Here is a 12,538-nt window from a genome sequence, read left to right as displayed (position 1 = left end):
ATGTCGCGCTCGTAGTCCTGCCATCGACCCAGCGCGCGCGGCCCCGATTCCACCACCAGCTTGCGGATGCGGTCGGTGCGCGGGTTGTGAATGACGGTGTCCACCGGGCGCCGGTTGCACCACACGTACATGAGCGTGGCGTAGGGCAGCTCTTCGCCGGTCAGGGCGCGCGCGAGTTCCGACACGGCGAGGTCGCGCGCGGACAGGCGCGAGCGGTCTCCTTCGAAGGCCAGGATCACCCGCACCGGCGAATCGTCCTTGCTGCGCACGGCCATGTCGGCCTCTTCGATCAGCTGGGCCACCTTCCAGGAGAACTGCAATCGGGACAGCCGGTCGCCCGCCACTTGAACCGGCAGGCGCACCATGCTGGCCGACGATTCGGATCGGGCAGACAAGGCGTCTCGCCCGTCGATGCGAACGTAGCTGAACAGGGTGGGCACCTTGCCGGGCAGGGGGTGGTGCGCCCACGGTGCAGGCGCCTGGCTGGCAGGCAGGCGTGACTCACGCGCCCAGGGTGACTGGCCCACGTCGGCCGGCGCCCCGTCGTCGGGCGCACCCAGAGGCGGCACGGCACACCCCACCAGCAGCGACGCGGCAAGGACAAAGGCGGCGGCGCGCGGGGCGCGCAGGGCTGGCAGGCGAGAGGACATGAACGACACCAGAACGTGAAAAAGCCGCCCGAAGGCGGCTCTCAAGTTTCTTGTTCTCGGCACCGGCCACAAGGGCCGGCTTCAAGATCAGAAGCTGTGGCGGACACCGATGTCGAAACCGCTCGAAGAGCTGTTCGCGGCGGTGGTGGCGCCGTTCAGAGCAGCAGCGGCGCCGTTGCTGTTGCGGACGCGAGCGTACGTGGTGTACACGGCGGTGCGCTTGGACAGGTTGTGCACGTAGCCCAGAGCGATCTTGCGGCTCTTGGGGTCGGGACCGGCGCCAGCGTCGGTCTGGTACTGGGAGAAGGCCACGCGGACTTCACCAGCGCCCACCGGGATCAGGCCACCGATCAGCCAGCCGTCGCCGTCCACGGCACCGTTCTCGTCACGAGAAACGTGCGCCTGCAGCTTGGCCACGCCGAAGTCGTACATGCCACCCAGGTTGGTTTGCTTGACGTCGCCGGCAGCGTACTTGGTCTTGCTGGTGGCGAAGGCCACGTTCAGCGGACCGGCAGCGTAGCCCAGACGCAGGCCCCAGCCGTTGCCGTCCTTCTCGGTGTTCGGCGTCGGGTTGACGGAGGCGTCCAGGTTCTCGCCCAGGTACATCTGGACCTGGCCGTACAGGCCGCCCATGCGGGGCAGGAAGTAGCCGATGCTGTTGGAAGCACGGACGGCGGTGGCGCCGGTGATGATGGAGTTCAGGGTCTGGGTGGTGCCCACGCCGTTCGTGCCGAACGGATCGAACACGGTCAGGTTCCAGAATTGCGGGGTGTAGTCACGGCCCAGGCGGATCTCGCCGAAACCGCCAGCCAGGCTGACCGTGGAACGACGGTTGAACGTCAGGCCTTGACCACCACCGATGCCAGCCACGGCGCCGCCGGTGGCCTGGTTGTTGGTGTTGGTGGCGGCGCCACGGCCGTCATCATTGGTCACACCGGCTTCCAGCCAGAAGGAAGCGGACATGCCGCCGCCCAGATCTTCCGTGCCACGGAAGCCCAGACGCGAGCCGTTGTAGCCCGAGTTCGTGACCTGGAAACGGTCACCGGTGCTGCCCTTGCCCCAGGCGAGGGTGGCGTCAACGATACCAAACAGGGTGACCGACGACTGGGCGGAAGCCGCGCCGGCGGCAGCCATCACGGCCAGCGCAATCAGGGACTTTTTCATGCAAGTTTCTCCAAGGTTAAACATAGGGCTCCGGTACGAATGGGAATCGAAATGCAGGCACGTTCGCGCTCCCACCGGATCCCCGGGCCAACCTCCTTTTGGGAAGTTAGCCGCTATTGCACCAGACCGCCTTTTCTTTCGCAAAGTATTTAACCGTCCACTCAGGGTTTCGTTGCACTTGGACAACAATTCCCAAAGGCCGAGTGGAGGCCAAACCACAGCCACGCGAGCGTTCCGGATGGTGAAACTGTTGACCTGCATCACCGAACGGTCGGGCCGCGAGAGCACGAGACCGCGGGCCGACTAAACTGCCCGCATGGATCGCATTCTAGGCACGGTCGACAGCGCCCTGAGAACTCTTTTTTCTACGCCGCGCGCCGCGCGCGCCTGCCCGACGGTGGCGGAGGACGACACCCACCTCGGCGCGGATGAGCGGCGCCATGCAGCCGCGCTGATGCGGGTGAACCACGTGGGCGAGGTCTGCGCGCAGGCGCTCTACACCGCCCAGGCCCTGGCCACCCGGGATCCGGCACTGCGTGCTCATCTGCAGCGTGCCTCGCGCGAGGAGACGGACCACCTGGCCTGGACGAGCGAGCGCCTGGAAGAACTGGGGTCCCGCACGTCGCTGCTCAATCCGCTCTGGTATGCCGGCGCCTTCGGCCTGGGCCTTCTGGCCGGGCGCATCGGCGACCGGGTGAGCCTCGGCTTCGTCGTCGAGACCGAGCGCCAGGTCGAGGCCCACCTGCAGAGCCACCTCGACCGGCTGCCCGCGGGCGACCATGCCTCGCGCGCCATCGTGGCCCAGATGAAGGTGGACGAAGCCGAACACGCAGACCAGGCCCGGCAGGCCGGCGCCGTGGACCTGCCGCCGCCGGTGAAGCTGGCCATGCGGGCGGCCGCCAAGGTGATGACGACCACGGCCCACTACATCTGAACCGGCGGTCGCCCTCCGCCGGCATCCGCCTCAGGCCGCGTCTTCGATCAGGTCGAAGCTGGTCGTGATCTCCGCGGTGCGGGCCAGCATGGCGCTGGCCGAGCAGTACTTCTCGTGGCTCATCGCGATCGCGCGCTCGACCGCCGCCTGGGGCAGCCCCCGGCCGCGCACGGTGAAGTGCATGTGGATGCGGGTGAACACCTTGGGGTCGGCCGGTGCGCGCTCCGCCTGCAGCTTCACCGAGCAGCCGCGCACGTCGTGCCGGCCACGCCGCAGGATCAGCACCACGTCATAGGCGGTGCAACCGCCCGTGCCCGCCAGCACCGTCTCCATCGGGCGCGGCGCCAGGTTGCGCCCCCCGTTCTCGGGTCGCGCCTCGTCGACGGCGCCATCCATCATCAGCACGTGGCCGCTGCCGGTCTCCGCCAGGAAGCCCATGGGTGATTGCGCGCCGGCGCCGCCGGTCCAGGTGACTGTGCATTCCATCACTGCTCCTTCATCACGGCCGCTGGCCGCCCATCAATTCTGCTTATGCGCGCGCAGGCCCGCGAACGCCGGTTGTGCATCGCAGCAAGCCCATGGCTATACTGGCTGCACAGCATAGCGATATCGCTTGGCCCGCTTGAGCAGACAGCTCGACAGCAATCCGGGCTCCGGCGTGCCGCAGTGCAACGTACCGATTGTCTCCTCCACCTCCTCCTTTGGTGGATTCAGCCCCCGGACCGCAAGGTCCAGGGGCTTTTTTCTGGCCGCCGGCGCGCACCGCGGGGCCTGCCCGACCGGCCCGTATGATTCGACCGTCATGAAAAAGCATCTGCAGCCGGCGGACTACCTGAAGAAGATCCTCACCGCCCGCGTCTACGACGTCGCGGTCGAGTCCCCGCTGGAGCCTGCGCGCAACCTGAGCCGGCGGCTGCACAACAAGGTGCTGCTCAAGCGCGAGGACCAGCAGGCCGTGTTCAGCTTCAAGCTGCGCGGCGCCTACAACAAGATGGCGCACCTCACGCCCGAGCAGCTGCAGCGCGGCGTGATCTGCGCCTCGGCCGGCAACCACGCCCAGGGCGTGGCGATGGCCGCGCACCGGCTGGGTGCGCGCGCGCTGATCGTGATGCCGGTGACCACGCCGCAGGTCAAGGTGGATGCCGTCAAGGGCCTGGGCGGCGAGGTCGTGCTGCACGGCGACTCGTACTCCGACGCCTACGGCCGCGCCCTGGAACTGGAGCGCGAGCAGGGCCTGACCTTCGTGCACCCCTTCGACGACCCGGACGTGATCGCCGGCCAGGGCACCGTGGCGATGGAGATCCTGCGCCAGCACCAGGGGCCGCTGGACGCGGTGTTCGTCGCCATCGGCGGCGGCGGCCTGGTCTCGGGGGTGGGCAGCTACATCAAGGCGGTGCGCCCCGAGGTCAAGGTGATCGGCGTGCAGATGACCGACTCCGATGCCATGGCGCGCTCGGTGCAAGGCGGCCAGCGGGTGACCCTGCCGGACGTCGGCCTGTTCTCCGACGGCACCGCGGTCAAGCTGGTGGGCGAGGAAACCTACCGCCTGGCCCGCGAGCTGGTCGACGAGTTCGTGATCGTGGACACCGACGCCGTGTGCGCCGCCATCAAGGACGTGTTCGTGGACACGCGCAGCATCGTCGAGCCGGCCGGCGCCATGGCCGTGGCCGCGATCAAGCAGTACGTGGCGACGCACAAGACCCGTGGCGAGACGTACGCCGCCATCCTGTGCGGCGCCAACATGAACTTCGACCGCCTGCGCTTCGTGGCCGAACGCGCCGAAGTGGGCGAGGAACGCGAGGCGCTGTTCGCCGTCACCATCCCTGAGGAGCGCGGCAGCTTCCGCCGCTTCTGCGAGCTGATCGGCAACCTGCCCGGCGGCCCGCGCAACGTGACCGAGTTCAACTACCGCATCAGCGACGAGCGCCAGGCCCATGTGTTCGTCGGTCTCACCACGCATGGCCGCGGCGAATCGGCCCGCATCGCCGCCAACTTCACCCGCCATGGCTTCCAGGCGCTCGACCTCACCCATGACGACCTGGCCAAGGAGCACATCCGGCACATGGTGGGCGGACACTCGCCGCTCGCCCAGGACGAGCGGCTGCTGCGTTTCGTCTTCCCGGAGCGGCCGGGCGCGCTGATGAAGTTCCTCTCGCACATGGGGCCGACCTGGAACATCTCGCTGTTCCACTACCGCAACCAGGGCGCCGACTACGGCCGCATCCTGGTCGGCCTGCAGGTCCCGCAGTCCGACGATGCCGCCTTCACGGCCTTCCTCGACACCCTGGGCTACCCGCACGTGGAAGAGACCGACAACCCGGTGTACCGCCTCTTCCTGCGCAGCGCCTGAGGCGCCGCCGCGCCGCTACTTGCGTGGTGCGGGCAGTTCCAGCGTGAGAGCCGGCGCCCCCTGGGCCGGGCCCACGAGCGCACGGCGGCCCTGCACCGACTGCAGCACCAGGCCCTCGTCCACCGCGGCGCCGACGCGGAACGGACGGGCCGGCTTGCCATCGACCGCGATCACGGCCGCGCCCTCGCCCGAGCGGGCCCCGGCGACGACGCCCACCAGCACCAGCCGGCTCGCCAGCGCAGGGGCTGGGGCGACGGCAGCGGCGGGCCCGCCGCCCAGGAAACGGGCGACCGCGGCGGGATCCGCCGCAGCGGATGGCGCGGTGGCCGCCGTGGCGGCACCCGGCGGCCCGGACTCGGGCCCGCCGAGACGCAGGCCCCAGAACACCGCACTGGCGGCAGCAGCAAAGCCGAGCACGAACGTCACGCCCCGAACCCGCCACCTGCCGGCCGCTGAACTCACCATGCGGCCATTATGATTGAAGCGATGTCCGCAACCCTCTTCCGTACGCCGCGCCGCTGGGTGCAAGCCGGCTTCACGCTGATCGAACTCATGGTGGTGCTCGTCATCATCGGCGTGCTGGCGGCGCTGATCGTGCCGAACGTGCTCGACCGCGCCGACGACGCGCGCGCCACGGCCGCCCGCACCGACGTGGCCAACCTGATGCAGGCCCTCAAGCTGTACAAGCTCGACAACCAGCGCTTCCCCACGGCCGAACAGGGGCTGCAGGCGCTGGTCGCGCGGCCCGCCACGCAGCCGGCGCCGCCCAACTGGCGCCCCTACCTGGAGAAGCTGCCGAACGATCCCTGGGGCCGGCCCTACCAGTACCTCAACCCCGGCGTGAAGGGCGAGATCGACGTCATGTCCTTCGGCGCCGACGGCCAGGCCGGTGGCGAAGGCAAGAATGCCGACATCGGCTCCTGGCAATAGGCCCGGCGCATCCCGCCGCCGCGGGCGCCACCGCGCTGCGCCCGCCGGCTTCACCCTGCTCGAACTGCTGGTGGTCGTCGCGATCATCGCCATCGCCTCGGCCGGCGTGAGCTTCGCCGTGCGCGACGCGGCTGGCGCCAGCCTCGACCGCGAGGCCCAGCGGCTGGCAGCCCTGCTGGAAGCCGGCCGCGCGCAGTCACGGCTGGCCGGCCAGCCGGTCATCTGGCGTGCCGTCGACGGCGCCTTCCGCTTCGAAGGGCTGCCGCGCGATGCGCTGCCGCACGACTGGCTGACACCCGGCACCTCGGTGCAGGGCACGGCCCTGCTGGTGCTCGGCCCGGAGCCGATCATCGGCCCGCAGGCCCTGGTGCTCACCCACGCCGACGCGCCCGGGCGCAGCTTGCGCGTGGCTACCGACGGCCTGCGGCCGTTCAGCGTGCAGGCCGATGCGCCCTGAGCCCGCGAGCGCGCGGCATCCCGCGCGCGGCTTCACCCTGGTGGAGGTGCTGGTCGCGCTCGGCATCGTCGCCATCGCGCTGGTGGCCGGCCTGCAGGCGACCAGCGCCCTGACCCGCAACGCGCAGCGGCAGGCCGACGTGCTGCTGGCGCAGCTCTGCGCCGAGAACGAGCTGGCCAAGGTGCGCCTGTCGCGGCAGATGCCGTCGGTGGGCGACACCGACGTGCCTTGCGAGCAGGGCCAGCGCACCTTCACCGTGAAGGTGCGCGTCTCGCCCACGCCCAACCCCAGCTTCCGGCGCGTGGACGCGCTGGTGCAGGACGAGGCCGCCGCGGTGCTGCAGGTCTCCACCGTCGTGGGGCGGTTCTGATGGCCCGCAGGCGCCGCCCGGGACCGGGCTTCACGCTGGTGGAGCTGCTGGTCGCGCTCTTCGTGCTGTCACTGGTGGCGGTGCTGAGCTGGCAGGGCCTGGACGGCATGGTGCGCACGCAGCGCCAGACCGAGCAGCGTGCCGACGAGGTGCTGGCGCTGCAGACGGGCCTGGCGCAATGGAGCGCCGATCTCGAGAACCTGATGGAGCTGCCGCAGCTTGCCGCGCTGGAATGGAACGGCCGGGTGCTGCGACTCACGCGACGCGGCACCGCGAGCGTCACTGACGGCGCGCGCGTGGTCGGCTGGGCGCGCCGCGACGGCCTGTGGCTGCGCTGGCAGTCACCGCCCCTGGTCACCCGCGGCGACGTGGAGGCCGCCTGGCAGCAGGCCGACCAGTGGGCACAGAACCCGGGTGACTCGCTGCGCGCCGGCGAGGTGGCGATCGTGCCGCTGCAGGACTGGCAGATCTTCTTCTTCCGCGGCGATGCGTGGACCAACCCGCTGTCGGCCGACACGTCGCAGGGCACCACGGCCACGCCAGGCGGTGCGCGCTCCACCGGCGTGGTGCCCGACGGCGTGCGGCTGGTGCTGCAACTGCCCGGCGGCCGCGCGATCACGGGCCGGCTGGTGCGCGACTGGGTCCGGCCCACCGTGGGCGGAGGCAAGTCATGAGGCGAGCGCGCCTTCGCCATCGGCTGCGGCAGACCGGCGCGGCGCTGCTCGCGGCCATGCTCACCGTGGCGCTGGTCGCCGCCTTCGCCGCCGCCGCGCTGTGGCAGCAGTGGCGCGCGGTGGAGATCGAGGCGGCCGAGCGGGCGCGGCTGCAGTCGGCCTGGATCCTCACCGGCGCGCTCGACTGGGCGCGGCTGATCCTGCGCGAGGATGCCCGCTCGGGTGGCGCCGACCACCTGGCCGAGCCCTGGGCCGTGCCGCTGCAGGAGGCGCGGCTGTCCACCTTCCTCGCCGCCGACCGCAACAACACGACCGACAACGACGCCGACCAGACCTTCCTGTCCGGCCAGATCATCGACCTGCAGTCGCTGTTGAACGTGAACAACCTGGTCGAGTCCGGCCGCATTTCCGAGCCGGGGCTGCGCAGCTTCGCGCGCCTGTTCGACCTGCTGGGCCTGCCCCAGGCGCAGCTGGTCCGAATGGCGGAGAACCTGCGCTTCGCCTCGGACATCAGCACCGACAACCGCAACGCGGGACGCGCGCCGCTCATCCCGCAACGGGTGGAGCAGCTCGTGTGGCTGGGGGTGCCGGTGCAGACCGTGGCCGCCCTGGAACCCTACGTCACCCTGCTGCCCGCGCGCACGCCGGTCAACCTCAACACGGCCGGCGCCGAGGTCATCCACGCGGCGGCGGGTATCAGCATGGCGGATGCGCAGCGCCTGGTGGCCGAGCGCGACCGCCAGCACTTCCGCCAGCTCGCCGACGCCGCGCGACTGCTGCCGAATGCCGACGCCGCCTTTGCCGATGGCCTGGTGGGTGTGGCCTCGCGCTTCTTCGAAGTGCGCGGGCGGCTGCGCCTGGGCACCACGGTCGTGGAGCAGCGCTCGGTGGTGCAGCGTGACGGGCTGGCGGTGCGCACCCTCGTGCGCGAGCACGGCGTGCCCGACCCGACCGCCCTCACCCGCGCCGCCGCCCCCCCGATGACCCAGGGACGCCCACCTACAATCCCGCGCAATCCATGACCACGCTGATCGTCTCGCTGCCGATCGAGGGCGCCACGGCCGCCACCGAATGGGCCTACGCCCTCACGCCCGACGGCCAGACGCTGGGCGCGCATGGTCGCGCGCCGGCCGCGCTGCTACCCGCCGTGCGCGGCGCCGGCGCCGAGGTGGTGGCGGTGGTGCCGGTACAGGCACTCGCCTGGCACCAGGTGGATCTGCCGCGCGGCGCGCCCCCTGGCAGCCCGCGCCTGCGCGCCGCCCTGGAAGGCCTGCTGGAAGAGAAGCTCCTCGACGAGCCGGAGCGCCTGCACTTCGCGCTGCAACCCGACGCCCGCCCCGGCGAGCCCGTCTGGGTGGCCGTGTGCGATCTGGCGTGGCTGCGCGCCGCGCTGCAGGCCCTGGAGGCCGCACAGCGGCCGGTGGATCGCATCGTGCCCGAGTTCACGCCCGAGGCCCTGGCCGCCGTGCAGGTCCTGGGGGATGCCGACCACCCCCTGGCCGTGAGCACGGGGCCGCACGGCGTGCTCGCGGTGCCGCTCACCCCGGCCACGGTCAGCCTCCTGCCACCTGCAGAAGACGAGGCCGGCACCCTGGCCGAGCCCGCCGTCGCGGCCGTGGCCGAGCAACTGCTGGGCCGGCGCGTGGGGCTGCGCCAGGCGCCGCAACGCTGGCTGCGCGCCGCCGGCGCCGGCTGGGACCTGGCCCAGTTCAGCCTGACGGGCGGTGGACAGGCCCGCGCCTGGCGCCGGCTCGGCGTGGCCTTCAATGACTTGCTGCGGGCCCCGCAGTGGCGGCCGGCCCGCTGGGCTGCGGCCGCCCTGGTGGCGGTGCAGCTCGTCGGCCTGAACGCCTGGGCCTGGAAGGAGCGCGCGAGCCTCGCCGCCAAGCGCCAGGCGGTGCAGCAGACGCTGACGCGCAACTTCCCCCACGTGCGGGTTGTCGTCGACGCGCCGGTCCAGATGGAGCGTGAAGTGGCGGCACTGCGCCAGGCCACCGGTGCCAGCTCGGGGCGCGACCTCGAAGCCATTCTCGGCGCCCTGGCCGCGACCGCGCCGCCCGGGCGCACGCCGAGCGGGCTTGAATTCACCTCGGGCGAGCTGCGCGCCCGCGGCCTCGGCCTGAGCGCCGACGAGGCGCGCGAGCTGGCCACGCGGCTGCGTCCGCTGGGCTATACCGCCGCCCAGCAAGGCGACGTGCTCACGGTCACCCTGCAGGAGGCGGCGCGATGAAGGCACTGGCCGCCCGCTGGGCCGCGCTCGCCCCGCGCGAGCGGGTGCTGGTCGCCGCCGCGGCCACCGTCGTCGGCGTGGCCCTGCTCTGGTGGGTGGCGCTCGCGCCCGCCCTCACCACGCTGCGCAACGCCGATGCCGCGCACCGCAGTCTCGACGCCCAGCTGGAGCGCATGCTCCGTCTGCAGACCCAGGCCCAGGCGATGCAGGCCCAGCCGCGCCAGAACCCGGATGAGGCCATGCGGCAGCTGGAAAACGCCATCCGGCAGCAGCTCGGCACGGCCGGCCGCTACAGCATCGCCGGCGAGCGGGTGACCCTCACGCTCACCGGCGTGCCTTCGCCGGTGCTCGCGCAGTGGCTGGCGCAGGTCCGCGTGAATGCGCGCGCCATCCCCACCGAAGCGCGGCTCACCCGCAACGCGGGTGGCACCTGGGACGGCACGCTGGTGCTGACCCTGCCGGCGCGCTGAGCAGGCAGCCGATGGCGCGCCCTCCCACGCCCTTGTCCGCCGCGCCCTGGCGCTGGGCCACGGCCGGTGCCCTGTGCGGTGCGCTGGTCATGGTGGTCGTCGCGGCGCCGGCCCACTGGCTCGCCGCGGGGGTGGCGGCCGCCACCCGTGGCCAGGTGCAGCTGCTGCAGCCGCGCGGCACCGTCTGGGACGGCAGCGCGCGGCTCGCGCTGACAGGCGGCGCCGGCAGCAGCGACCAGGCCGCCCTGCCCGGCCGACTGGCCTGGCGGCTGCGACCGGCCTGGATGGGGGCCCGGCTCGTCGCCACCGCAGACTGCTGCACGGCGCAGCCGCTGGCGCTTCGCATCGGCGTGCGCATCGGCGCCATCGCCATCGACGTGGCGGATGGCCAGACACAGTGGCCGGCTTCCCTGACCACCGGCCTCGGCACGCCCTGGAACACCCTGCAGCTCGATGGCGATCTGCGCCTGTCGACGCAGGGGCTTTCAGTAGAATGGGTCGAGGGCCGCCCCACCGTGCGCGGGCAGGCCGAACTGGTGGCGCGGCAGATGTCGTCGCGCCTGTCGACGCTGAGGCCCATGGGCAGCTACCGCATCACCCTGCAGGGGGGCGCCCCCACCACGCTGCGGCTGGACACGCTCGAAGGCAGCCTGCAGCTCTCCGGCCAGGGGCAATGGGTCGGCTCGCGGCTGCGCTTCAGCGGCGAAGCACGGGCCGCCGCCGAGCGCGAGGCCGCGCTGTCCAACCTGCTCAACATCATCGGGCGGCGCAACGGCGCGCGCTCGCTCATCTCCATCGGCTAGACCTCGCTCCATGACCTTCCGCCACGCCGCCGTCCCGCTTGCCCTGGCCCTGCTGCTCGGCGCCGCGCCCGGGCTGCACGCCCAGAAGGCCAATGAGCCCATCACGCTGAACTTCGCCAATGCGGAGATCGAGGCCGTGGCACGCGCCATGGCCGCCATCACCGGCCGCCAGATTGTGGTGGACCCGCGGGTCAAGGGCACGATCAACCTGAGCACCGACAAGCCCGTGCCGCCGGCCGCCGCGTACAACCAGTTCCTGGCGACGCTGCGCCTGTCGGGGTTCACGGTCGTCGACGCCGCGGGCCTGCTGAAGGTGGTGCCCGAGGCCGACGCCAAGCTGCAGGGCGGCGGCGTCTCGGTCGAGGCCCCGCCGGCCGGCGGCCAGATCGTCACGCAGATCTTCCGCCTGCAACATGAAAGCGCCGGCAACCTGGTGCCCATCCTGCGGCCGCTGATCAGCCCGAACAACACCATCAACGTGAATCCCGGCAACAACTCGCTGGTGATCACGGACTACGCGGACAACCTGCAGCGCATGGCGCGCATCATCGCCGCGCTGGATGTCTCCAATGCCACCGATGTCGAGGTCGTGAACCTGCGGCACGGCCTGGCCTCGGACCTCGCGCCCATGGTGCAGCGACTGGTCGAGGCCTCCGGCAGCACCGGCACGCCCGCGGCCGGACAGGGACAGACCGACACCTCGGTCCGGACCACGGTCATCGCGGAGCCGCGCAGCAATTCGCTGGTCATCCGCGCCGGCAATGCGGCGCGGCTGAACCTGGTGCGGGCGCTGATCGCACGCCTCGACGTCCCCGCCAGCAGCCAGGCCTCCGGCAACATCCACGTGGTCTACCTGCGCAACGCGGATGCCACCAAGCTCGCGACGGTGCTGCGCGCGGCGCTGTCCGGCAGCGGCGGCGCGGCGGCCTCGTCCAGCCCGGCGCCAGTGCCCCTGGGCACCACCGGCGCGGGCGCCAACGCCAGCGCCGCCACCACGCCCGTGGCGGCCTCGGCGCAACCCTCCACCGGCGGCCAGATCCAGGCCGATCCGGCCACGAACTCGCTGATCATCACCGCGCCGGAGCCGCAGTACCGCCAGCTGCGCGCGGTGATCGACCGGCTCGACGCGCGCCGGGCCCAGGTATTCGTCGAGAGCCTGATCGCCGAGGTCAACGCCGACAAGGCGGCCGAGTTCGGCATCCAGTGGCTGTCGCCGGTGGGCCGCAGCGGCAACACCAACGTGGGCGTGCTCGGCACCAACTTCAGCATCGGCGGCGCCAACATCGTGAGCCTGGCGCTGTCGGCCGCCGGCCAGGGCGGCACCAGCCCCACGCTGCCCTCCTCGGGCTTCAACCTCGGCGTGGCCCACCAGTTCGGCGGCACCTACGTGCTGGGCTTCCTCGCGCGCTTCCTGCAGTCGCGCGGGGATGCCAACATCCTCTCCACGCCCAACCTGCTGACGCTGGACAACGAGGAGGCCAAGATCGTCATTGGCCAGAACGTGCC

The 12,538-nt window shown here is 71.6% G+C and carries 15 protein-coding genes; 11 read left to right on the top strand and 4 right to left on the bottom strand.

Annotation, left to right across the window (positions count from 1 at the left end; genetic code table 11):
* On the bottom strand, positions 1-650 hold a 650-nt coding region (locus ACE3T5_RS18930), incomplete at its 3' end, for a DUF3047 domain-containing protein (protein WP_374669662.1).
* 87 nt (positions 651-737) lie between these two features.
* A complete protein-coding gene (locus ACE3T5_RS18925) occupies positions 738-1,814 on the bottom strand; it encodes a porin (RefSeq protein ID WP_374669661.1) in 1,077 nt (358 codons plus the stop codon).
* Positions 1,815-2,130: 316 nt separating this feature from the next.
* Between ACE3T5_RS18925 and coq7 the strand changes: the two genes are divergently transcribed.
* Positions 2,131-2,748: a 2-polyprenyl-3-methyl-6-methoxy-1,4-benzoquinone monooxygenase gene (coq7, locus tag ACE3T5_RS18920; RefSeq protein ID WP_374669660.1), complete on the top strand. Its 618-nt coding sequence runs from the start codon at positions 2,131-2,133 to the stop codon at positions 2,746-2,748.
* A gap of 30 nt (positions 2,749-2,778) precedes the next feature.
* On the opposite strand, the gene ACE3T5_RS18915 is transcribed toward coq7, so the two are convergent.
* Positions 2,779-3,234 carry an OsmC family protein gene (locus ACE3T5_RS18915; protein ID WP_374669659.1) on the bottom strand — a complete coding sequence of 152 codons (456 nt, stop codon included), beginning with the start codon at positions 3,232-3,234 and terminating at the stop codon, positions 2,779-2,781.
* 316 nt (positions 3,235-3,550) lie between these two features.
* Here ACE3T5_RS18915 and ilvA point away from each other — a divergent pair, with 316 nt between their 5' ends.
* On the top strand, positions 3,551-5,098 hold the full coding sequence (ilvA, locus tag ACE3T5_RS18910; RefSeq protein WP_374669658.1) for a threonine ammonia-lyase, biosynthetic: 1,548 nt from the start codon (positions 3,551-3,553) through the stop codon (positions 5,096-5,098).
* A gap of 15 nt (positions 5,099-5,113) precedes the next feature.
* On the opposite strand, the gene ACE3T5_RS18905 is transcribed toward ilvA, so the two are convergent.
* Positions 5,114-5,524 (bottom strand): type II secretion system protein N, encoded by a 411-nt coding sequence (locus ACE3T5_RS18905; protein ID WP_374669657.1) that lies wholly within the window; start codon positions 5,522-5,524, stop codon positions 5,114-5,116.
* A 60-nt stretch (positions 5,525-5,584) separates the two neighbouring features.
* Between ACE3T5_RS18905 and gspG the strand changes: the two genes are divergently transcribed.
* The 9 genes from gspG to gspD form a co-directional block, all read left to right on the top strand.
* Entirely contained in the window at positions 5,585-6,028 is a 444-nt protein-coding gene (gene gspG, locus ACE3T5_RS18900; protein ID WP_374669656.1) for a type II secretion system major pseudopilin GspG, read from the top strand.
* Entirely contained in the window at positions 6,003-6,485 is a 483-nt protein-coding gene (locus ACE3T5_RS18895) for a prepilin-type N-terminal cleavage/methylation domain-containing protein (RefSeq protein WP_374669655.1), read from the top strand. The genes gspG and ACE3T5_RS18895 overlap by 26 nt, the downstream gene beginning before the upstream one ends.
* Positions 6,475-6,855 carry a type II secretion system minor pseudopilin GspI gene (gspI, locus tag ACE3T5_RS18890; protein ID WP_374669654.1) on the top strand — a complete coding sequence of 127 codons (381 nt, stop codon included), beginning with the start codon at positions 6,475-6,477 and terminating at the stop codon, positions 6,853-6,855. The genes ACE3T5_RS18895 and gspI overlap by 11 nt, the downstream gene beginning before the upstream one ends.
* Entirely contained in the window at positions 6,855-7,529 is a 675-nt protein-coding gene (locus ACE3T5_RS18885) for a type II secretion system protein J (RefSeq protein WP_374669653.1), read from the top strand. The genes gspI and ACE3T5_RS18885 overlap by 1 nt, the downstream gene beginning before the upstream one ends.
* Positions 7,526-8,551 carry a type II secretion system minor pseudopilin GspK gene (gene gspK, locus ACE3T5_RS18880; RefSeq protein ID WP_374669652.1) on the top strand — a complete coding sequence of 342 codons (1,026 nt, stop codon included), beginning with the start codon at positions 7,526-7,528 and terminating at the stop codon, positions 8,549-8,551. The genes ACE3T5_RS18885 and gspK overlap by 4 nt, the downstream gene beginning before the upstream one ends.
* Positions 8,548-9,759, top strand: coding sequence for a type II secretion system protein GspL (gene gspL / locus ACE3T5_RS18875; protein WP_374669651.1), 1,212 nt, complete (start codon positions 8,548-8,550; stop codon positions 9,757-9,759). The genes gspK and gspL overlap by 4 nt, the downstream gene beginning before the upstream one ends.
* On the top strand, positions 9,756-10,229 hold the full coding sequence (gene gspM / locus ACE3T5_RS18870; protein ID WP_374669650.1) for a type II secretion system protein GspM: 474 nt from the start codon (positions 9,756-9,758) through the stop codon (positions 10,227-10,229). The genes gspL and gspM overlap by 4 nt, the downstream gene beginning before the upstream one ends.
* An 11-nt stretch (positions 10,230-10,240) precedes the next feature.
* Complete coding sequence (gspN, locus tag ACE3T5_RS18865; protein ID WP_374669649.1) at positions 10,241-11,032, top strand: type II secretion system protein N; 792 nt, start codon at positions 10,241-10,243, stop codon at positions 11,030-11,032.
* 10 nt (positions 11,033-11,042) lie between these two features.
* On the top strand, positions 11,043-12,538 hold a 1,496-nt coding region (gene gspD, locus ACE3T5_RS18860; protein WP_374669648.1), incomplete at its 3' end, for a type II secretion system secretin GspD.

The organism is Ramlibacter sp., assembly GCF_041916345.1.
GTDB lineage: Bacteria > Pseudomonadota > Gammaproteobacteria > Burkholderiales > Burkholderiaceae_C > Ramlibacter.
Note: the sequence above shows the minus strand (reverse complement) of the source record. Positions and strands in the feature narration are given on the sequence as shown.